We start from the raw sequence: 20,701 nt of genomic DNA, 5'->3' as shown, positions 1-20,701 counted from the left end.
GGGGCAGCTTTTTTCATGTTACAGATTTTATAGGTTTAACGCCTATACATGTACAGGGTCTAGGGAAGATGCCTTCTGTGCCACCAATAGACGGCAAGAGCCGTTTTGCCCTAACTGTACAGCAAGTATAAGTTTCACTCCTGTTCATTTTTAATTTTTATTTGGTTTGATGAAAGCCCTCCGAAGGCCGGTGACTAACCGGGCGGAGCAGGCGGAAACAGTCTGTAGAAGCGTAAGCGTTCGCCTTTGTACTACCGAATTTACCATCTAATGATATCAAAATCAAAAATTCAGGGGTACAACAGCGATCGGAAGACGGTTCCGCATGTGCAGCCGTTCTTTTCCCCGTCCTACGGAACAAGCCAAATCTGAACCACAAAGTTTAATTCTGACTCATGGTCCCCTTTTTTCCGATTCGATATCATTAAAGTAACAAGAGACAGGAGATGAAGAAATGATGAACCCCCTAACCAAGCAGGCAGGCAGCCCGCTCAGAAAAAAAAGCGCGGGGCTGATCAGGGATTTGATAAACAACCGCGCTCTGCTGCTCATGTTCCTGCCCGTTGCCGTCCTGCTGTTCCTGTTTAACTATTTGCCGCTGGCAGGGCTTGTCATCGCCTTCAAAAATTTTGATTTCAGCAAGGGGATATTCGGAAGCGACTGGGCGAGCCCCTTGTTTAATAACTTCGATTATCTGTTTTCTTCCTCGGCGGCCTACCGGGCGATCCGCAATACGATTTTGCTCAACGCGCTGTTTATTGCGGTCGGCCTCGTGTTCGAGATTGGACTTGCGCTGCTGCTGAATGAAGTGCGCAACAAATATTTTAAGCGGGTTACGCAATCGCTCACCTTCCTGCCTTTCTTCATTTCGTGGATCGTAGTCGGGGTGTTCGTATACAATCTGCTCAACTATGAGAGCGGGGCCGTCAACCGGATTATTGAATCGCTGGGGTTCACTCCTATTGATTTTTACAGCGAAGCGGGATTATGGCCCTTTATTCTAACCATGACGCTGCGCTGGAAGGTGACCGGCTATGGAACGATTATTTATTTGGCAGCCCTGTCGGGCATCGACAATTCCTATTACGAAGCCGCATCCATCGATGGCGCATCGCGCTGGCAGCAGACCCGCTACATCAGCATTCCGATGCTGAAGCCGACGGTGATTATCCTGACCCTGCTTGCTGTCGGGCGGATCATGAACGCCGATTTCGGGATGTTCTATGCCATGATTGGCGATGCGTCGCTGCTCTTTCCGACAACGGATGTCATAGATACACTGGTTTACCGCAGCCTGAGAAAATCCGGAGATATCGGCATGGCATCCGCGGCAGGCTTCATTCAATCGGTGGTGGCTTTTGTACTCGTAATCGGGAGCAACTATGCGGCGCGGAGAGTAGATAAGGATTCAGCCATTTTCTAAATGAACGATAGAGGAGGCAACAAGCCGTGCACATCAAAAGTTTTTCCTTCAGTCAAGCTTTTATTATTCTCATTATCTCGTTATTCAGCCTTTCCTGCCTGCTGCCGTTCATCATGGTGATCAGCGGCTCGCTCAGCACGGAGAATGATATAGTCAATTACGGTTACGCGCTGATACCCCGGCATATCACATTTGACTCCTACAAGATCCTGCTTCTCGGCTCCAACCGGATCGTGGACGCATACGGAATCAGCCTGCTCGTAACCGCGGCCGGAACGCTGCTGTCCCTGCTCGTGACCAGTATGGGCGGTTATGTGATGGCAAGGCGATCGTTCAAATACCGCAATATTTTATCCATCTATGTCATTATCACGATGCTCTTCAATGGCGGGCTCGTGCCCTGGTACATTATCTGTGTCAACTATTTGCATCTGAAGGATACGCTGTGGGCGATGATACTGCCGCCGCTCGCCAATGCGTTCAATATGTTTCTGATCCGCAACTTCCTGCTCTCCATTCCGGAGGATATCTATGAATCGGCCAAAATGGACGGAGCCGGCGAATTCCGGATCTTCTTCCGGCTGATCGCGCCGCTTGCCAAACCGGTTCTGGCGACGGTCGGATTATTCATGGCCCTGAGCTACTGGAATGACTGGTTTCTCGGTCTCATGTTTGTCGACAAGCAGGAATTGCAGCCCTTGCAGCTGCTCCTGCGGACGCTGGTCTCGAATGTGGAGTTCCTCAAAAGCTCCAGCAATGCGATGGATATGCAGCGGATTTCCGCTCAGATTCCTTCGGAGTCCATCAAGATGGCGCTTACCGTTGTTACGATTGGACCAATCATATTCCTTTATCCATTCCTGCAAAGATATTTCGTGAAGGGCTTGATGGTCGGAGCGGTCAAAGGCTGACAGTCAGGCTGAAAAGCATCCACTGACTAACTTTAATATAAACAAACGAGAATGTATGGAAATCTAGCCAAAGTCATAATTCCCTGTCAAACAACGCATAATAATGGCTGGGGAATTCCCTGGAATGTTGATGGAGGTGACAACTATGACATCAAGCCGTAATCATCAAGAGGCTCATGGTATCGGGCAAATTGAAGAGCAATTGAAGCAGCAGGCAGATGCGGCGAAAGCCATTCAAGGTGAAAATGAAAGTGATCGTGAAATTGCCGAGATATTGAAGCGTGATACACAATCATCACTGGATGAGATCATCGATAAGTAAAACGGAGAGAATGTACCTGTTAAGCTCATGTGAAGCAGGTTAATTTAATGCCTGGAGGCTGCCGAGCGGCAGCCTTCTTTATTTATATGCCGCTTTGCTTTGCAATTTTCGAATAGTTCCGAAGGCTTTTGACGTTCCCTACTTCCTTCTAGACAATGGTGCATCTTCCTCTGCACTAACTATAATAGGAATACAATGGAGCTGAGTATAAAGAATGAATGCGGACGGTCGACCCGAGAAGGAGATGATCTACTTGGTGAACCAGCGAACGATGTATGAAATTAAAGTCAGAGCGACGCTGATCACGATGCAGGTAACAATCGGGAAGTAAAATTTGAAATTCCCTTTCTCGACAGCGATGTCACCCGGCAATCGGCCCAGGTTAATAAACCTGCCGAGAAAAGCCCATATCAAGCCAATCCCGATTATGACAACACCGGCAACGATGAGAAACTTGGAAACGCTGTTCATGAGGAAGTCTCCTATCCTGAAAATCTTGCGCATGAAGCCGGTCTATCCCGGACTCAAATCCTCTGGATCAAACCGGCAGCAGCTCTAATTCCAAACAGGTTCGTTTATGTACTGCACATCCTTGTTAATTGCAAACGACCTGACAAACGAAAGTTATAGCTTTAAGTTTTTGTTCGGTACTTTAGATGCAATACAGCGCCGGCAACGGTAGCGATGATGCCGACGATCGCGAGGATCGACACGACAGCCCGGTTTGTATCTGTTGTCCAAAGAATTCCTGCGACAATGATCAGGAACAACCCGACAACAAAGAGGACGGAATTGTTCATATCAATCCTCCGGAGTCCGATCGAGATAGAGGCGTGTCACTTCCGTATAGTCGCCTCGCTCCCGTTCTTCTTCGGTCGGTTCCTCTTCAAGGGAGTTATGAGTATCCATCTCAGGCGCGACAGTCGGTTCATGTTTTTCTTTTTTTTCTTTAGGCAAAATGATCACTCCATTCGCGGGATTAAAGCTAGTATGGAAAACTTTATGGAACATTATCCAAATTCAAATCAGCAGTGTGCGGCCGGGAAGCAAAATGATTTGCCGGGGAAACGGCAAAAGACCCGCAGAGCGGGTCTATTAGGGAGGTTAACAAGTACGGAACGTTTCAGTGAGTTACGTTCCATAGGGATTAATTAGTAACCGAATCCGCCAAATCCGCAACTGCAAGCGATAATGACCAGCAAGATGAAAAGCACGAGGATAATTCCGATTCCTCTGCCAGCACCGCCGTAGCCAACTCCGCCGACTTCGCCTTCACAACCCATTTCAAAGCACCTCCTTATGTTTGGGGTACTTTGTAAGTGTATGCTGCTCTTCTCCGGTGTGACTGGGTGTTTGTTACGGAATGGCGTTGGCCCATGTATCATTGGTCCGGCAAGTGTTCAAAGTGGTTCCATCTGAGTTCCTCTGTATCATTTGGCGGGGAGCCGCGTCATTTTCGTGGCTGTGAACCGTACATCACTGCTATAATAAGATGCAAGCTTATTATACGGGCCGAAAGGGGTTTGTTCCTAATGAGTATGGCAAACGTGACGGAAGATTGGCTATTCGCCGGAACACTGGAAGCGCTTCAACAGGAAAAAGCTAAAGTCATTAAAGGCGGCATCGCCGTATTTTATCATGAAGATCAGGTATACGCAGTGGATAACCGCTGTCCCCATCTGGGATTTCCCTTGCATGTGGGAAGCCTGTGCGATGGTATCCTGACCTGCCACTGGCATCATGCCAGATTTGATGTGTGCAGTGGAGGAACGTTTGATCCATGGGCGGATGATGTTCCCTCGCATGAAGTGAAAGTAGGGGAGGACGGCGTTTGGGTGCATTCGCGCTCGCGTGGCGTCCGGGATAAGGAAAAGCAGCTGGAGCGGTTGAAGAGCGGGCTGGAGCAAAATATCGGCATTGTCATCGCCAAAGCGATTGTCGGCCTGCTGGATTCAGGCGTGCCGGCGGATGAAATCGCCCGGACGGGCATCGAATACGGTACCCGTCTTAGCGGCGGCTGGAATTCGGGACTTACGATTCTGACTGCGATGACGCGCATCCTGCCAAAGCTGGATGGGATGGGCAAGCTGCTGGCGTTGTATCAGGGGCTGCACCATGTGGCCCGAAGCAGCAGCGGCAGAGCGGAGCATCATCTTCTGGGCAGGCTGCCGGGCGATGAGGTTCCCCATGAGAGGCTGACCGCATGGTACCGCAGCTGCATGGAAGTAAGAGATACGCAGGGAGCCGAGCGGATTTTGCTGACTGCCGTCGGCAGAGGGGCTTCGGATGAAGAGCTTGCGGACATGATGCTCACAGCGGTCACTGACCACTTTTATCTCGATGGCGGCCATACCCTGGACTTTCATAATAAAGCATTCGAATCGCTAAGTCTGGTCAATCCCGAGATGAGAATGCAGGTGCTGGCTTCGCTGGTTCCCCTCATGGGCAGCCCCACACGAAGCGAAGAGCTGCATCAATGGCAGGCGCCGATCAATCTGGTTGAGCCGCTTCGGGAAGCGTTCAGCCAGCTGACTGTCCATACCGGAGGCGAGAAAGCCTATCAGCCGTTTAGAATGGAAGAGGAAGAAATTCTGATAGCCGCGCTGCTCGGCGATCAGCCGCTTCATACCATTAATATGATGCTTCAATTCATCAAAGAGGGGAAAGACCCTCTTCACCTGGCGCAGCTGGTCGAGCTTGCAGCGGCGGAGCGGATTGTGCGCTTTCATACGCAAAATGATTTTGGCGATTGGATTGCGGTATTGCATACCTTCACACATGCGCATGCGGTGTATGAAATGATCTCCCGCAGCCGTCAGCCGCTGCTCCTGAGGGCGGTCTTTTATGGAGCAATCAGCGTTTACCTGGACCGCTTTCTCAATGTTCCCGCAGCTGCAAGGCCGAAGCCCGCACCCGGCGGCAAGCTCCCGGAACTGGATGAGCTGCTGAAGCTCATGGACCAGAGGCAGCAGGTGAACGAGGCCGCCGGATGGGTGATCCGTTATTTGCGTGCCGGAGGCGATCCAGCCGCTCTGATGAACACGCTTGGTCATGGGCTATTGAGAGAGGACGCGGAATTTCACTCTTTTCAGCTGTATGAAGCGGCTATGACCGCCTACGGCAAATGGAGCGGACGTGATGATCTTTTTGCCGAGCGCGCGAAGGAAACGCTGCTGCTCGCAGCTGCGCGTTACTTGGCCGCCCACGCGCCGACTGCGAGGGAAACGCCGCATACGGCGCGGATAGCCTGGCGGCTGCATAGGGGAGAGAAGCTTTTCGAGGAATAGGGCGTGCCCCTTCAGGCGTCGGAAGTTTTTTTGCGGCAGCATGTAGGATAATGGCCAGGGCAGCGGAATGTTTAATCCCCAAGGCTTTGCGACAAGGGCTGAAGCTGCTCAGATCATTGCCCGTCTCCTGCTGTAATTTAAGATCGAGCTTGCCAAGGTTAAAAAATGTCAACCTGTATCACCAATGTTGACGCCGGAACGGAATTACAAGGTTGGCAGTTTACTCATGCCGTTTACCGACAAGTTCCCTCGACACACGAAGCTATAATCATACGGAGCTTATGTTCAACTGCTACAGTTGTCATAAGCTCCGTTTTTTTGATACAATCCAGCTTTAGTTAGTAATATGCCAATTCCTTGCGAACCAATAAAAGCCGGTAAACAAAACCCTCTCACCACGCATCTCCTGGTAGTATAATGATAGAAGGAGCAAGGCCCCGTCATTACCACGCCGGAAAGAAACAGCGAATATTTGCAGCAAAAAATAGAAAATGATAAAAATGTTGAAAGAAGGAAAGCAAGTATGGATGAAAAAAAGGATGAGAGGTCTTCCGACTCCCGCGGATCTGTTCAAAATGAGAATCAGAATACAGGCACACGGAGACGTGGCGATATCCTGGAGAATGCCATTCTGCAGGCCGCCTGGGAAGAACTTAGCGAGGTTGGCTATGCCCGATTGTCCATGGAGGGAGTCGCCGTGCGGGCAAAAACAAATAAGAATGCGGTATACCGTCGTTGGCCCAATAAAGCTAAGCTTGTCGTTGCAGCCATAATCAAGCATGTGCCCAAGCCTTCCATCGACGCTCCGGACACAGGCGATTTGCGTAAGGATGTGCTTATCCTGCTCCAGAGAATAGTCAAACCTCTGCAAATGATCGGTGCTGAAACCATACACGGCATTATGGTCGAGTATCATGGCAAGGATTTAATTTCTTCATTGCCGCAGCTTATGCAACCGAGAACCGAAGACAAACTGACAATAGCCATGAAGACAATTTTGAAAAACGCTGAGGATCGGGGAGAGGTCAACCCGAAAAGAATCAATGCAAGGGTTATAGCCCTCCCCGCAGATTTGCTCCGATACGAATTGCTTACAACCCATGAGGCATTATCCGACCAAGCTATCACAGAAATTATTGACGATATTTTTTTACCGCTTGTTCTTGCATAACTCATTTTCTCAAAATGGGCGCTGCGGGATTACCTTATTTTTTGCATCGAACCACGATATTATGCTGAACGCAAACAGCGCGCACCGGATGGTAATCGGCAGCGCGCTGTTTCGTTCAGCTCTTTTCTAATGTCTTCTCGGCAAGAGAAAGGGGGAAGACCGCCCGGCGTTTGCCTGCCTGTCTTTCGTTCTCACGGGTTCTAGATCCTCTTTGCTGCAGCCTCGAGCGCAGCAGCGTAATCAGGCAGGCGAAGCGAGCTGTGCACGTCTCTGGACTCATCACCGGGCATGTTTTCCTGATCTGATGATTGCAATGCAGCCAGCGCTTGATTGCGGGCTTTAAGCTCCTCACTGGTGCGCGGCAAGAGGAAGGTCGCACCGCGGCCGGCCAGGGCCTGATTCGCTTCAGCAAACGGCCGCATGATTTGCTCATAAGCTGCGAAAGCCTCTCCGTGCTCTTCATGGGAAGCCAGCTCTCCGGCAAGAATATACGCGCCTACGAGCGCCAGACTTGAGCCCTGTCCGGACAAGAAAGAGGGCGCGAAGGCTGAATCGCCCACCAGCGCTACCCGTCCCGCCGACCAACGAGGCATGTGAATCTGGCTGACGACGTCGTAATACAGGTCGTCGGATTCCATCATCGCCTTCACCAGATGGGGGATTTCCCAGCCGCTGCCGGCAAATATCTCCGCGGTCAGCTTGCGCTGCTTGTCGGCATCGTGGTTCTCTGAAAATGGTGGCCGCTCAGATGCGAACGTCAGGAAGGCATGCAGCGTATCGCTGTCTCCAGAGGCCGATAACACAGCAATCCTCCCCGGAGTGGCGTAGGTGACGGACTCGTGGGACAGGCCGAGATCATTCGGGATAGAAAAGCCGTTAAAGCAATAACCGAGATATCGGTTGAACGGCCCCTCCTGGCCAAAAACAAGACGACGCGTGTTCGAGTGCAAGCCATCAGCCCCAATGACGATGTCAAATGTGCTGCGCCGGCCGCTCTTGAAGCTGACATCCACACCGGAGCCGTCGTCATTCAGGTTGGCGATAGAGTCATTGAACCAGTATCGGACCGACTGGCGCTTCGTCAGATCAAACAGCGATTCCGTCAGCCTGCCCCGGGGCAGTTCAATGTCCCGTCCTTCCTCGCCGCCAGTAAGCTCCTCTGGCCTGATCACGCCGGCAATGCCGCCATCGGGATCGAAAAAAGTAATCTTCTGCGAATGGATATGAGCCGCCTGGAGATGCGGAAGTATCCCCATCTGCTCGACCACGTCGACCGCCGTCCCCCGTACATCGATGGGATATCCGCCGCCCCGGATCGTCTCTGCGCGTTCGACCACGGTTACATCAAATCCATATTTGGAAAGCCAGTAGGCCAGGGTCGGGCCGGCGATGCTTGCACCTGAAATCAATACAGTCCTATTTCTTTCAGCCATATAAATTCTCCTCCCATAAATCTCAATAAGGTACTATAAGTACCTAATATGAACATGCTAATATATTTTCATCCGAAATGCAATAAAAAATTCATAAGTCATCTATTCCCGTCCTCGCAATCTCTAATCGGCAATCGCCTCTTTTAAATTACGAGTCTTATAATCGCGGATACCGTGAGGGAATCTATTACATATAGTAAATAGAATCTCAGGATGGGAGGACAGCAGATGATCAGATCCCGAGTAAAAACGTACCGGTACCGGACGGGTAAAAACCAATATATCGTGATAAACATTTTTCAAACGGCTTCGGCTGAATCAACAATAGGCAATGCTCTGGCCAGCAATGCCGTCAATGTGCAGATTCTAAAGAAAAACCGCAAATAGTTCTCCTACACCCGATTGCCAAATGCTGTCCAACAGTCAGCAGGGGAGGGAGGTGATCTCATGAAGAAAAAGAAAAGCAAACAAACCAATAATGTCAGCTTCGAAAACAGCAAGACGAAATTCAAGGCCAGCCAATTGGCTAATGCCACTGTCGCTCAAGGAGGCAACGCATTTGCCATCAATGCCAATGAATTAGGCATTATCCGGATCCGTCCGGGCCAGTAAACAGCACGTCAGTCGGGCGGAGTGCGGCGATGCCTCTGCCTGACTCAGCGTAAAATCGACTGCATCAGCCGCTGTTTCCAGAAGGGACGAAAGCAGTCATTCCGCAAGAAATAATCCGTTTATTTCCCGGGTAAGCGCAAAAAGAGCCAAGCGGATAAAATTAGCGTGTTGAAACCGCCGGATTCAGCTATAATGGACTCGAACAATGTCGAATAACATGATTCATTGTAGAAATAAATGATGATATAGAGAGAGTGTTGGGAGACCGTGGAGAAAATAGTGGTGACAGGGTACGGGATTAAAGCTCCCGGTGCGTTGGATGTGCAGCAATTCAAGGAGATACTGGAATCAGGCATATGCACGCATGAGGTGGTCAAGGGGATAGGGCCGCATGGGACAGATCTCGTTTGCGGTATTGTACAAGGCGATTTCAAACAGATCAATGTCTTCAACTATAAGAATTATCCCCGGACAGCCCGCCTTGCGGTTGCTGCTGCCGAGGATGCCATGCTTATGTCAGGCATACATAAGAATAAAGAGGGTTTGCGTGTTTCGGTTATTATGGGGACTTCGGTTGGCGGCTTGTCAGAAATTGAGCAGTATGCGGTATTGAGCAACAACAGCCAATATGAGAGATTTCCGCTTTCAAGCGCCGGGGCCGGCAATCCTCACAGTCTATCATCGGCTGTTGCGGGCCACATTGGGGCGAACGGTCTGGTTTTTACGTTGAGCACGGGCTGCACGGCCGGGCTTGATGCGATTCTGATGGCGAAGCTGCTGCTGGAAGCCAACCAGACGGATGTATGTATTATCGGCGGGTCAGATGCTCCGGTAACAAGAGGGTGCGTATACAGCTTTTCGAAGATGGGCGCGTTAGCCATGGAGCTGGACAAGGAACAGGCGGGAACTCCTTTTTCCCTGGATAGGGAGGGGTTTGTTCTGGCAGAAGGTGCGGGTGTCCTCGTACTGGAAAGGGAGAACGATGCTTTGAGGCGGGATGCATATCTATACGGGGTGATAGACAATATATATACTAATAATGATGGACAATCCATATTCGCGTCCGACCTTACCGGACAAATGATGACCAAGGCGCTGCAGGGTGTGCTTGGCAGCCATGTGCCTACATATGTGAACAGTCAGGCGCTTGGTCTGAACGCCAATGACAGGGTGGAATACCTGGCCTATAACAATACCTTTGACGGCGATGTTCCGGTTACGACGATTAAAAGCATGTTTGGACATGCTTTTGGAGCAAGCGGTATTATGCAGGCCATTGCGTCGCTTATCTCTATTGAGCATCAATTTATTCCGCCAACGATCAAATCGTCGCGGCAGGGCTTCGCAGATTTGCCGATCGTTGCCGAGACCCGCTATCAGGAGATTAACCAGATTGCGGTTACTTCCCATGGTTATGGCGGGAACAATACCTGTCTGCTGCTGTCCAAATACGATAATTGACTTTTATTTAACGGATTTCATATAAATTCATCTATCGCGAGGGTATGATCTATGTTCTTTCTAATGCTAGTTTTTTCAATCGTGCCCTTGGGCCTTGGCCTCGCCATACAAACCTTGTTCGGCAGAAGCATCCTGTCCAAGAGCTTGTTTATTTTTATGGTATTTATCGGCGTCTGGCAGCTGGATGTAGCCATATTGTTCGCGCATAATTATTTTCCCCTCGGTTGGATTGATTTTCTGTTTCGCCTGTTTCGTTTTGGATCGATCATGCTTCCGCCATCTTTGCTTTATGTGACTTATGCCATTTACCGGAGTTTGGCCCACAGGGAGGAGTTATCCGGCAAATGGGCCTGGGTTATCAACAGGAAACTGATCATCGCCCTATCCGTATGGAGCATGATTGTCTATGCCGCGGGATGGACGCAGCAAGGCATCCAATCCTTGCTCCTGGTTGAATCGCAGCATTACGCAAGCTTTCTGTTTCCCGTCTATGGATCATACAGCTGGATTTTTAATCTGAACGTTCCGCTGTTCTTCATCGTAATCGGATTCTGCTTTTTCCTCAGTCTGAAGGTCTCGAATTCCCATCGAAGATCCTTTCTGGTGCTGTTCAGCACAACTTCGATCGTGGCTTATTCCATTGGTACGCTTAACATGTCACAGCAAAGCGGCTTATACCCGAGCAGCATTGCGGTCCTGATTTTTGCCATTGCCGTCTTTATCGGCTTTTGCTTTATGCATGCCAATGTCGTCAAGGAAATGAACCGCGCGCTGATGAACCAGAGAGAATTTCTGCGCACCGTCATTGATACCAATCCAAGCTTTATCTATACCAAGAACGAAGAGGGAGCGTTGACGCTCGCCAATCTTTCGCTGGCCAATATGTATGGAGAGACGATTGACAATATTGTCGGCAGGAAAGAAACGGATTTCATTAAATACGAGGATGATGACCGCCACGGGGATGACGATGAGCTCGAACTGCTGGCAGCGGGAGAGGGCGTCTACAACCTGGAGCAGCTCATCGTCGATCACAAGGGCAGCCGCAGATGGGTGCAAACGGCGAAAATTCCAATTGTCATATCGGATTCCCGCCAGCTGCTGTGCGTATCCACCGATATTACCGAGAGAAAAGAATATGAGCAGCGGATTATGGAGCTGGCCTATCACGATACGCTGACAGGACTGCCGAACAGAAGATCCTTCAATCAGATGCTGAATGATGCCCTGCACGTAATTCCTCACGGAATCGTCCTGATGTTTATCGATTTGGACCGGTTTAAAATCATCAACGATACGCTCGGCCACTCGGCTGGAGATCAATTCCTGACATTGGTTGCCCGGCGGCTGCAGGAGGTATTGGAAGGGAAGGGCGATGTGTTCCGCATCGGTGGCGACGAGTTTGTTGTGATGCTCACAGGCAGCTCGCAGCCCGAGGCGATTCTGGCTGCGGAGAAAATTCTGTTTGCTTTCAGGATCCCTTTCTCGTTGAAAGGGCAGGAGGTGCATTCAACCCCGAGTATCGGGATGAGCCTGTCCGCTGAGGGCAATTCGGATGCCGAGAGTTTGATGAAGCAGGCAGATACGGCGATGCATCGGGCCAAGGAGCAGGGCAGGAACAAGTACCGCTTCTATAACAGCGAGATGGACCGGTCCTATTTGCGGAAAATGGTGCTGGAAAAGGAACTGCGCAGAGCTGTCCATAATGAGGATCTGCTCCTCTACTACCAGCCTCAGATCGACCTGCCGACCCGCAAGCTGGTAGGTGTCGAAGCGCTGCTGCGCTGGCATCATTCCGAGCTTGGGGAGATATCCCCTGTCGAATTCATTCCTCTGGCGGAAGAAACCGGTCTGATTGTTTCGCTGGGCGAGTGGGTGCTCCGAAAAGCCTGCCGGCAGCTCAAGGAATGGGAGTTCAGCGGCTACAGACCGGTCCGCGTGGCAGTCAATATTTCCTTGCGTCAATTTTATGAATCCAACCTGGTGGAATCCATCGCCGTCATTCTGAACGATACAGGCATCACTCCGCGCTGTCTGGATCTGGAGATTACCGAAAGTGTCGCCATGCACGATACGGATCTTGTGATAGAAAAGCTGAATCAATTGAAGAATTTGGGCTTGTCGGTGTCCATGGATGATTTCGGAACAGGCTATTCCTCGCTCAGTTATTTGAAGAAGCTGCCGATTGACAAGCTGAAGATCGACCGCTCTTTTCTCGTGGATGTGACCAGCGACAGGGATAATGCCGCAATCGTAACGACGATTATCGCAATGGCCAAGAACCTCGGTCTGAGGGTCGTTGCAGAGGGGGTCGAGCATGAGAAGCAGCTTCAGTTTCTTGCCGACCAGGATTGTCATGAAGCGCAGGGATTTCTGTTCAGCCGTCCGGTTCCCGAGCAGGAGATCAGGAAGATGCTCCAGCCAAATAGATGACAGCAGGCTGTCCGGCGCGCATTGCCGGAACAGCCTTTTTTTGCTGGTTAATGATATAGAAGTGGGGATATCATAATCAAGTAGTAATTTCATTAAGGAGTGGTAAATAATGAACCAGGATTTCTTAGCAGCCTTGAAAAAGCGCAGAACCTATTATGCCATCGGCAGCGACAGAATCGTTCCCGATGCGAGGATTCAGGAAATTGTGAGTGATGCCATCCTGCATACACCTTCAGCGTTCAACTCGCAGAGCGCCAGAGTGGTTCTGCTGTTTGGCGCGCAGCATGAGCGGCTGTGGGATATAACGAAAGAGACCCTGCGCAAAATGGTCCCTGCCGAGAGCTTCCCGCAGACAGAAGAGAGAATCAACGGCTTCCGCAGCGGCTACGGCTCCGTGCTGTTCTACGAGGACCAGACCGTTGTAGGAAATCTGCAGCAGCAGTTTGCAACGTATAAGGACAAGTTCCCGGAATGGTCCAATCATTCCTCAGGGATGCTGCAGTTTGTGGTCTGGACCGCACTGGAGCTGGAAGGGCTGGGCGCATCTCTGCAGCATTACAATCCGATCATCGACAATGAGGTCAAGCAAGCGTGGAATATCCCGTCAAGCTGGCTGATGATTGCCCAGATGCCTTTCGGCAAGCCGTTGGCGGAGCCTGGACAGAAGGAATTCCAAGCGATTGAAGAGCGCTTGAAGGTTTTTAAATAAGCTTGCTCAGGGCTTTCAAGCCTGCCGGGAAGATGCTTCTGAAGCAGGGAATAACAGCGCCCTCCTATCCATGGGAGGGCGTTGTCAATTTCCATCCGCGTGTAAATTACATATTGAAATTCCCGATGGTTCTGCTAAGCTGGGTAAGTCAGGATGAAAGCGTTGTATTTGAGGAGGTTATTATTCATGTCCTATTTATCAGTGAGTACCTGGAGTCTGCATCGGCTTCTTGGTCCGCTCCGCTGGACCGGGTGGAACGAAGAGACGGGCGAGCATACGACAAATGAACAGACGCAGGATGAGATTCACACCCTTCTGGAGCTGCCTGCAGAAGCTGCAAGGCGCGGTTATCAGGCCATCGAAGTTTGCCACTTTCATTTTCCATCGACAGAGCCTGCTTATTTGGAGCTGCTGAAGCAGTCTTTTCTGTCCGCTGGCGTATCCTTCGATACGCTTCTGCTGGATTATGGCAATTTGACAACGGAAGACGGAAAGCGGCTGGCTGCGGATATGGAGCTGTCCCACAAGTGGATTGATATTGCGGCGCTGGCAGGGGCGAAGCAGATCCGGATTATTGCCGGTGAAGCCGATCCTGATAACGAGAAGGCACTGCGGCAGTCGGCATCCGCCCTTCAGGAGCTGGCTGCATACGGTTCATCGAAGGGTGTGCGTGTGGTCAGTGAAAATTTCAAGGCGCTGACCTCGACAGGCGGCAGCTGCAGGAAGCTTCTGGAGCTGACGGAGGACGCAATCGGATTTATTACGGATTTCGGCAACTTCAAGGCCCCTTACAAATATGAAGAGTTTGAGCTTATTCTGCCGGCAAGCGTGTCCGTGCACGCCAAAGCGGATTATGACGAGCAAGGTTTGCCGGATGAAGAGGAGTTCCGTCTCTGTCTTGACCGTGTAAGTGCTTCCGGCTTCGACGGCGCGATGGTGCTGATCTATGATGGACCAGGCGATATGTGGGAAGGGCTGGAGAGGATCAAGCGGATCGTTCAGCCGTATTTGTAAAAAGCGCATAGATTCTTGTGGCGGCTTCTAGTGAGCTTTCAGGATAGAGGGGAGGGCACTTGCCTTTTCCTGGAACTTGCAGCCTTGATCCGTGATTTTTAAAAAAAAGGGCGCTATCGAAAGCGAATGCTTTCGATAGCGCCCTTGCTGTTTGCCGGGTTAAACCATTTTCAATACCGGTTTAATCGTTACCCCTGTTTTTGTATCCTTAAAGGCCTGGTTGATATCTTTGAACTCATAGAATTTTACAAGCTTATCAAAAGGAAATCTTCCTTCTTTATAATATTCAATGAGTTGGGGGATAAATAATTGTGGAATGGAATCCCCTTCCCAAAGCGTAACAAAGACTTGCCGAAAATAGCGGTTGGAGCTTGCGCCAGATCAGGCACTTTAACGAAAGGCTGCGGTTCCCTTTACTCGGATCGCTTCTGCCGTCTGGATCCCGATTTCCGTCACACTCCTCCTTTGTTCGGATCGAACGGATACATGCCATTGAGCATCTTCTCACACACACGGATATGCCGATCAAAGAAATTGCCGAGCGGACCGGTTTTTCATCTGTCCACTATTTTACTCGAGTGTTTACCAAAGCGAAGGCGATTCCTCCGGCAGCCTTCCGTGAGGCCGGGCGGAGGAGCAAGTAGGACGTTCATCCCGTTTTCCCCTGATCGCCATTTTGCTCAAATATGCGGTTGTTGACCAAAAACAAACAAGTGGATGAGCAGAGATTATACTCTGTTCAACCCCTTGTTTGTTTTAAATTAAGTTCATCACTTGATTTGAAATGCAAATCAGATTTTATTGACTATATGTGTTATTATGTAACTTATGGTTTAATAAGAACACTAGGTATAATTAAATACTATAGTATTGGAAAAAAGATCTTTAATCTTTAAAAGGAGGGATAGGATCTATGAAATCTCTTCCAGACATGTGCCGGATCAATCCGGTGCTGGAAGTATTGGTTGGAAAGTGGAAAAGCACCATTTTACTCCATCTTTATTTTGATGGGACCAAGCGGTTCAGCGAGCTGCAAAAGGCCATTCCGGATATAACCAAGAAAATGCTGACCTCCCAGCTGCGGGAATTAGAGGACCAGGATGTTGTCAGGCGTGTCGTCTATCCCGTCGTGCCTCCCAAAGTCGAATATTCGCTTACAGACTACGGTTATACATTGGGTCCCATATTGAGATTAATGAATGAATGGGGAACCGCCCATGATATCAGAATGAGAAATAAACAAATGGAATTACAGACGGTTTCGGAATAGCAATCAGCCACAGCAACTTGCTGTGGCTGATTTTTTGTAAATAGCGGATCACAACAAAGGCTGTCGGAATTTAAAACCGTGCTGCCAAATCCGCAGTTTCTTTTAATCCGCTGTCAATGATATCCTGAGCGCGGTCCTGATACTGCGCATGTCCTTCGATGACTACGGAATCGGGATTATGAATGCCCATAAGGCGGATGGCGGTTTTTATATAATTTAAAGCCATTTCCATAGATGCCATGAATTCAAGCGAATAATCTCCGCCCCTTGCGGTGAGAAGCGCGACTTTTTTGTCGGCCGCCAGACCGATTGGACCTTCTGACGTATATTTGAACGTTTTCCCTGCTTGCATAATATAGGAAATATAGGTGACCAGCGGACCTGGCACTGTGTAATTCCATAGAGGAAAAGCGAATATAATCTTGTCGGCTGCCATAAATTGCTCCAAATAAAAATTGGCAATATCAGCAGCTTTCTTCTCTTCCGGCGAAGTCTCAAGCCCTTGGCTGAGTTTATAAAGACCGCTCAGCGTCGTATTTCCGAAATAGGGAAGCTCGACGTTAAACAGATTAACCTCCGTTATACTGTCATTCGGGTGGCTCTTGCGGTAGTTATTCAAGAAAGTATCGTACATTCTGCTGCTGACTGCTTGATCCGACGGACGGTCGTTTGCTTTTACGAACAATATGTTTTCCATTGCTTCATATTCCTCCCAAGTATATATAGTTATGCTTCATGCGTCTTAACGTAAGGCGAATCCGCTCCCTGTCATTATGAAGATAAAGATTATTTTTGAGAAGAAGGCACATTAATGTAATCGGGTTACTTAAATGTGCCCTGCCGGTCCGCAAGGACCAATCCTATTTGTGAAATGGTGAAATATTTTATTGTATATATTACATATGTTATAATACGCCGAAGGTCTTTTTCAAAAAGGGGAATACGACATGAACGGATTTGAGAAGAGAGCCCAGCGTATTAAAGAGAAGATTATGATGAGTACCTTTGAAATGCTGAAAACATGGGAGCCCAAGCGGATACGGATAGCGGATATCGCCAAGAAGGCGAATGTGTCGCAGGTTACGATTTATAATCATTTTGGAAGTAAAGACTTGCTGCTGCGGGAAGTATTCATGGATTATATCAACAAGTACACGGCGGAATTTGAAGCCTATATCACGGAGAAGCACTCCTTGAAAGAGATCGTACAGTACAGCATTATCCGCGGCAAAGAATCGTATAAGACGCTGCCCGTTGCCGTGATCAAGGAAATCATGATTGAGGACCATGAGATGAATCAATATTTTGAAACGGAATATAAGGAAAAAGTCCTGCCGCTTATTGTTCGTTTAATCAATGAGGGGAAGGAACGGGGAGAAATTTCAAGCAAGGTTTCGATTCCAACGATACTGTTTTATATCGATATGTTTTTTCGGCAATCCGAACAATTGCTGGATTACGCCCGGCAGTATGGAAATATGGAACAATTTATCGAAGAAATGAATATTTTGTTTTTCTATGGAATTTGTGGGAAAGACGAGTAAGGGTTCGGCTGCACCGAATATCTTTGGTTGAAATGAAAAATTTTAGCATGACAAAAATTCCAGCGCTATCCTCTACCCAGATCCCGCCACTGCCCGGGAGAGAACCCCGTGCGTTTTTTAAACGTTTTGGAGAAATGGTGAATATCGGCAAAGCCGCAGTAGGAGGCTATTTCCTCCTGGGTTAACAGCGAGCTTACAAGCAGCTCACGGGAATGCGTAATGCGCATCTCCAGCAGGTACTGGTGCGGGGAAACCCCATAGCGCTGCTTGAACAGCGCGCTGAACCGGGACGGGGAGAGATTGGCTCTGCCGGCCATGTCCTGGATGGAAAGAGGTTCGTTCAGATGCACCGAGAAATACGAAACGATCCAGCCGAAGGGATCCTTGGCGCTGCGCATGCTGAAGCTGTTTTCCCGGTCGTAGGCTTCCAATACGGCAATCATCAGCTCGGAGGCAAGCAGGTGCGCTTTCAGCTGCATCAGGGGATTATGCTGCTGCCACAGCTCGGTCAGCCGAATGATGGTTTCACTGAATTTTTTCGGATTGCCCACCGTAAGCCTCACCGGAATATGAACCCCGTATACCTGCTCCAGACCGGGCTGCATCAACTCCCGGTATGCGCTCAGATCGAGCTGCCCCGGTCGGGTGGCGAAGCTTCGTTCACGCTCCGGATTATAAAACACATCCAGATGGGCATAGGGAGTGATGGTATCCGTAAGCCCCTCCAGTACGACAAGACTCCCAGGCTGAACGAGGCAAAATTGTCCGGCTTCAAAACGGTAGACCTGCCGGTCGACCGTTATTTGGCATATTCCTTCCTGGATATAAATAAGAAGATAATCAAGCAGCCTTCTCTCGGGGTAATCCCACGGCCGCCGAATGGCATATTCACTATTCCGGATATAAGGTACGAACGGGGGAGAGCTGCGCTGAACTTCACGGATTTCCATACTGTGGTCCCCTCTCCTCTGACGGTGTTTCACTAGCTGGAGTATATCATAGAGAAACACAGATTTTCAGTTGTTTTTGACAAACATCCAATAAGGATTGACAATGACCATCCTCATGCAAATGAATATAATCGTCATATAACGAGATGATGATTCCGTATTCCATGAAGGAGGAATAAACAATGTCAGCCGATGAACAGATCACTCTTCTGCCAGCTTTGGATGAACCGTATGAAATAACAGAAACGCAGATCAAGAACTATCAGGAGAAAGGACATGTCCTGCTGCGCGGCGTCGCTTCGGACAGCGAGGCTGCGGCTTATGAACCGATAATCAGCCAGTTCGTTCAGCGGTTGAATAAGCAGAACAAGCCGCTTGAAGAGCGGGACACATATGGAAAAGCTTTCATCCAGATCGGCAACCTGTGGGAAAAAAGCGAGGCAGTGGCCAAATTTTCGTTGGCCCGACGTTTCGCCAAGATCGCTGCCGATCTGATGGGCGTGGATGGCGTCCGGATGTATCATGATCAGGCCTTGTTCAAAGAACCTTACGGCGGCCATACCCCCTGGCATCAGGATCAGATCTACTGGCCGCTGGATACGGACAAGACGATCACGCTCTGGATGCCGCTTGTGCCGATTTCGGAGGAGGTAGGCTCCATGACTTTCGCGTCCGGATCGCACAGCCAAGGGTACATCAACCGCATGGTGATTTCCGACGAATCCCATAAGACGCTTGCACAGTATATCGATGGCAAAGGCTTTGAACAGTGGACGTACGGAGCAATGGCCCCGGGAGATGCCACATTCCACTCCGGCTGGACGGTGCACAGCGCACCGGGCAATCCAACGGATCATATGCGCAAGGTTATGACAATTATCTATATTGCGGACGGGCTGCGGATAGCCGAGCCGGAAAGCAGCGCCCACCGAAACGACATGGCTGCCTGGTTCCCCGGTCTTGGACCGGGTGATCTCGCAGCGAGTCCGCTCAATCCGCTGCTGTACAGCCGCAGCAGCAACTGAATCCAGTCTAAATTTCTCTTAAAGAAACCTCCATCGCGGCTCTTTCTGCGATGGGGGTCGTTTCCAGTTTGCCGATGATATGATAATCTATTACCATGACGATAATAGAATCTTGCCTGCGAACAAACAAGCAAGGAGGAAATAATCAAATGATCAAATGGTTTAAAACAGCCGCCGCTGTCTCCTTGCTGTTGGCAGGCACAATGACAGCAAGCGTGTCCGCATATGGCGCAGCTCCCGTACAACCACAGGTATTTATTGACGGCAAGCTGCAGGAACAGTCCATTCTCCTGCAAGGCTACACTCTCGTTCTATTGATTGCCTTTAACGACCCCGAATGGGTGAGCTATTCGTATGATGCGTCCGCGAGGACAGTTGTCATCACGAATCCGAGCCAGAACATGACGGTAATGCTGCAGGAGGGGGTGACGGAAGCCAATGTCAATGGAACCCGTGTGAAGCTGGATGCGCCGGTTCAGATTATTTCCGGCCGCACTTATGTTCCGCTTCGTTTTCTCTCCGAGACTCTGGGCGGCACAGTGGATTACATCACGGCCACCAGACAAGCGATCGTGCGAACACCATCCGGAGAAACCGACTACCGGAAGCTTATGACAGGCAGCCTCCCGGATGCCCGCAATATTGCCGTCAATCTCAGTCCAATCCCGCTGGAGAAAGGGCTAACTCCCTTAGGGGAAGAATTCTCTGAGGATTATGTCTTTCCCCAGGGAGAAGCTCTTCGATTTACGAAGGAATACAAAGGCTTAATCAGCTATATTGAGATTAACGAACAGGGACTGGCCGAGGTGAAGTGGCAGAAGGATACCTGGTCGGCGAGCGGCAAGTATCGGGAATCCGGATCAAAACCGCCGGCATTTGGCGAGTCTACTTATTTTATGTATAATTTTTCAACACCGGCATTCATAAAATACGGTACGATCGGAAGCGATGGCAAGGTGAGCGATCTGCCTCCGTATGTGATTTCGGAGCAGCGCGGGAAGAGCAGAGAAATTTTTAATCCGGTTGAAGGCGAGCAGAGGACGGATAAACGTTAACACCATTATCATTTTTTTCCAAATGAAATAAAATCTTCAGTTGATTTTAGTTCCGCTTCGGATACATAATTGAAACGTATC

General features: G+C 49.7%; 23 protein-coding genes and 2 pseudogenes. 17 read left to right on the top strand and 8 right to left on the bottom strand.

What is annotated here, in order from left to right:
- Nucleotides 1–457 precede the first annotated feature (457 nt).
- From AC0YOA_RS25725 to AC0YOA_RS25715, 3 genes are all read left to right on the top strand, one after another.
- Entirely contained in the window at nt 458–1,423 is a 966-nt protein-coding gene (locus tag AC0YOA_RS25725) for an ABC transporter permease (protein ID WP_475789183.1), read from the top strand.
- 26 nt (nt 1,424–1,449) lie between these two features.
- Nucleotides 1,450–2,334: a carbohydrate ABC transporter permease gene (locus AC0YOA_RS25720; protein ID WP_475789053.1), complete on the top strand. Its 885-nt coding sequence runs from the start codon at nt 1,450–1,452 to the stop codon at nt 2,332–2,334.
- 145 nt (nt 2,335–2,479) lie between these two features.
- Nucleotides 2,480–2,656, top strand: coding sequence for a hypothetical protein (locus tag AC0YOA_RS25715; RefSeq protein ID WP_475789052.1), 177 nt, complete (start codon nt 2,480–2,482; stop codon nt 2,654–2,656).
- 249 nt (nt 2,657–2,905) lie between these two features.
- Here AC0YOA_RS25715 and AC0YOA_RS25710 read toward each other — a convergent pair whose 3' ends face one another.
- The 4 genes from AC0YOA_RS25710 to AC0YOA_RS25695 form a co-directional block, all read right to left on the bottom strand.
- The gene (locus tag AC0YOA_RS25710; RefSeq protein WP_475771496.1) at nt 2,906–3,127 is read right to left on the bottom strand and encodes a DUF2905 domain-containing protein; all 222 of its coding nucleotides are present in this window, start codon (nt 3,125–3,127) and stop codon (nt 2,906–2,908) included.
- Between the two features lie 161 nt (nt 3,128–3,288).
- Nucleotides 3,289–3,456, bottom strand: a complete 168-nt coding sequence (locus AC0YOA_RS25705; protein ID WP_475789051.1) for a hypothetical protein — start codon at nt 3,454–3,456, stop codon at nt 3,289–3,291.
- A 1-nt stretch (nt 3,457) separates the two neighbouring features.
- Complete coding sequence (locus tag AC0YOA_RS25700; RefSeq protein WP_475789050.1) at nt 3,458–3,613, bottom strand: hypothetical protein; 156 nt, start codon at nt 3,611–3,613, stop codon at nt 3,458–3,460.
- A 194-nt stretch (nt 3,614–3,807) separates the two neighbouring features.
- On the bottom strand, nt 3,808–3,939 hold the full coding sequence (locus tag AC0YOA_RS25695; RefSeq protein ID WP_210039908.1) for a sporulation protein YjcZ: 132 nt from the start codon (nt 3,937–3,939) through the stop codon (nt 3,808–3,810).
- A gap of 249 nt (nt 3,940–4,188) precedes the next feature.
- Between AC0YOA_RS25695 and AC0YOA_RS25690 the strand changes: the two genes are divergently transcribed.
- The 3 genes and pseudogenes from AC0YOA_RS25690 (at nt 4,189) to AC0YOA_RS25680 (ending at nt 7,114) form a co-directional block, all read left to right on the top strand.
- Nucleotides 4,189–5,943: a Rieske (2Fe-2S) protein gene (locus AC0YOA_RS25690; protein ID WP_475789049.1), complete on the top strand. Its 1,755-nt coding sequence runs from the start codon at nt 4,189–4,191 to the stop codon at nt 5,941–5,943.
- Nucleotides 5,944–5,995: 52 nt separating this feature from the next.
- Nucleotides 5,996–6,079: pseudogene (locus AC0YOA_RS25685) on the top strand (S-layer homology domain-containing protein); the annotation flags it as partial.
- Between the two features lie 336 nt (nt 6,080–6,415).
- Nucleotides 6,416–7,114, top strand: a complete 699-nt coding sequence (locus AC0YOA_RS25680; RefSeq protein WP_475789048.1) for a TetR/AcrR family transcriptional regulator — start codon at nt 6,416–6,418, stop codon at nt 7,112–7,114.
- Nucleotides 7,115–7,314: 200 nt separating this feature from the next.
- Here AC0YOA_RS25680 and AC0YOA_RS25675 read toward each other — a convergent pair whose 3' ends face one another.
- Nucleotides 7,315–8,547 carry an FAD-dependent monooxygenase gene (locus tag AC0YOA_RS25675; RefSeq protein ID WP_475789047.1) on the bottom strand — a complete coding sequence of 411 codons (1,233 nt, stop codon included), beginning with the start codon at nt 8,545–8,547 and terminating at the stop codon, nt 7,315–7,317.
- A 228-nt stretch (nt 8,548–8,775) separates the two neighbouring features.
- Here AC0YOA_RS25675 and AC0YOA_RS25670 point away from each other — a divergent pair, with 228 nt between their 5' ends.
- The 6 genes from AC0YOA_RS25670 to AC0YOA_RS25645 all read left to right on the top strand — a co-directional run bounded on the left by AC0YOA_RS25670 (nt 8,776) and on the right by AC0YOA_RS25645 (nt 14,776).
- The gene (locus AC0YOA_RS25670) at nt 8,776–8,934 is read left to right on the top strand and encodes a hypothetical protein (protein ID WP_210039910.1); all 159 of its coding nucleotides are present in this window, start codon (nt 8,776–8,778) and stop codon (nt 8,932–8,934) included.
- Between the two features lie 60 nt (nt 8,935–8,994).
- Entirely contained in the window at nt 8,995–9,159 is a 165-nt protein-coding gene (locus tag AC0YOA_RS25665) for a hypothetical protein (RefSeq protein WP_210039911.1), read from the top strand.
- 267 nt (nt 9,160–9,426) lie between these two features.
- Nucleotides 9,427–10,620, top strand: coding sequence for a beta-ketoacyl-[acyl-carrier-protein] synthase family protein (locus tag AC0YOA_RS25660; RefSeq protein ID WP_475789046.1), 1,194 nt, complete (start codon nt 9,427–9,429; stop codon nt 10,618–10,620).
- A 51-nt stretch (nt 10,621–10,671) separates the two neighbouring features.
- Nucleotides 10,672–13,053 carry an EAL domain-containing protein gene (locus tag AC0YOA_RS25655; protein WP_475789045.1) on the top strand — a complete coding sequence of 794 codons (2,382 nt, stop codon included), beginning with the start codon at nt 10,672–10,674 and terminating at the stop codon, nt 13,051–13,053.
- Between the two features lie 109 nt (nt 13,054–13,162).
- Nucleotides 13,163–13,762, top strand: coding sequence for a nitroreductase family protein (locus AC0YOA_RS25650; RefSeq protein ID WP_475789044.1), 600 nt, complete (start codon nt 13,163–13,165; stop codon nt 13,760–13,762).
- Between the two features lie 186 nt (nt 13,763–13,948).
- Nucleotides 13,949–14,776 carry a sugar phosphate isomerase/epimerase family protein gene (locus AC0YOA_RS25645; RefSeq protein WP_475789043.1) on the top strand — a complete coding sequence of 276 codons (828 nt, stop codon included), beginning with the start codon at nt 13,949–13,951 and terminating at the stop codon, nt 14,774–14,776.
- 159 nt (nt 14,777–14,935) lie between these two features.
- On the opposite strand, the pseudogene AC0YOA_RS25640 reads toward AC0YOA_RS25645, so the two are convergent.
- A pseudogene (locus AC0YOA_RS25640) lies at nt 14,936–15,106 on the bottom strand (NAD(P)-dependent alcohol dehydrogenase); the annotation flags it as partial.
- A gap of 41 nt (nt 15,107–15,147) precedes the next feature.
- On the opposite strand from AC0YOA_RS25640, the gene AC0YOA_RS25635 reads away from it, so the two are divergent.
- Both AC0YOA_RS25635 and AC0YOA_RS25630 read left to right on the top strand, forming a co-directional pair.
- A complete protein-coding gene (locus AC0YOA_RS25635) occupies nt 15,148–15,420 on the top strand; it encodes a helix-turn-helix domain-containing protein (RefSeq protein ID WP_475789042.1) in 273 nt (90 codons plus the stop codon).
- A 269-nt stretch (nt 15,421–15,689) separates the two neighbouring features.
- Nucleotides 15,690–16,046, top strand: a complete 357-nt coding sequence (locus AC0YOA_RS25630; protein ID WP_475789041.1) for a winged helix-turn-helix transcriptional regulator — start codon at nt 15,690–15,692, stop codon at nt 16,044–16,046.
- Nucleotides 16,047–16,116: 70 nt separating this feature from the next.
- Here AC0YOA_RS25630 and AC0YOA_RS25625 read toward each other — a convergent pair whose 3' ends face one another.
- Nucleotides 16,117–16,743, bottom strand: coding sequence for an FMN-dependent NADH-azoreductase (locus AC0YOA_RS25625; RefSeq protein ID WP_475771484.1), 627 nt, complete (start codon nt 16,741–16,743; stop codon nt 16,117–16,119).
- A 250-nt stretch (nt 16,744–16,993) separates the two neighbouring features.
- Between AC0YOA_RS25625 and AC0YOA_RS25620 the strand changes: the two genes are divergently transcribed.
- A complete protein-coding gene (locus AC0YOA_RS25620) occupies nt 16,994–17,590 on the top strand; it encodes a TetR/AcrR family transcriptional regulator (RefSeq protein WP_475789040.1) in 597 nt (198 codons plus the stop codon).
- Between the two features lie 65 nt (nt 17,591–17,655).
- On the opposite strand, the gene AC0YOA_RS25615 is transcribed toward AC0YOA_RS25620, so the two are convergent.
- Nucleotides 17,656–18,540: a helix-turn-helix domain-containing protein gene (locus AC0YOA_RS25615; protein ID WP_475789039.1), complete on the bottom strand. Its 885-nt coding sequence runs from the start codon at nt 18,538–18,540 to the stop codon at nt 17,656–17,658.
- Between the two features lie 182 nt (nt 18,541–18,722).
- Here AC0YOA_RS25615 and AC0YOA_RS25610 point away from each other — a divergent pair, with 182 nt between their 5' ends.
- Nucleotides 18,723–19,565 (top strand): phytanoyl-CoA dioxygenase family protein, encoded by an 843-nt coding sequence (locus AC0YOA_RS25610; RefSeq protein ID WP_475789038.1) that lies wholly within the window; start codon nt 18,723–18,725, stop codon nt 19,563–19,565.
- Nucleotides 19,566–19,714: 149 nt separating this feature from the next.
- A complete protein-coding gene (locus tag AC0YOA_RS25605; RefSeq protein ID WP_475789037.1) occupies nt 19,715–20,620 on the top strand; it encodes a copper amine oxidase N-terminal domain-containing protein in 906 nt (301 codons plus the stop codon).
- Nucleotides 20,621–20,701: the final 81 nt, after the last annotated feature.

The sequence above is a fragment of the Paenibacillus sp. JT22N12 genome, from assembly GCF_056269365.1.
This window is presented reverse-complemented; position numbering and strand designations above follow the sequence as displayed.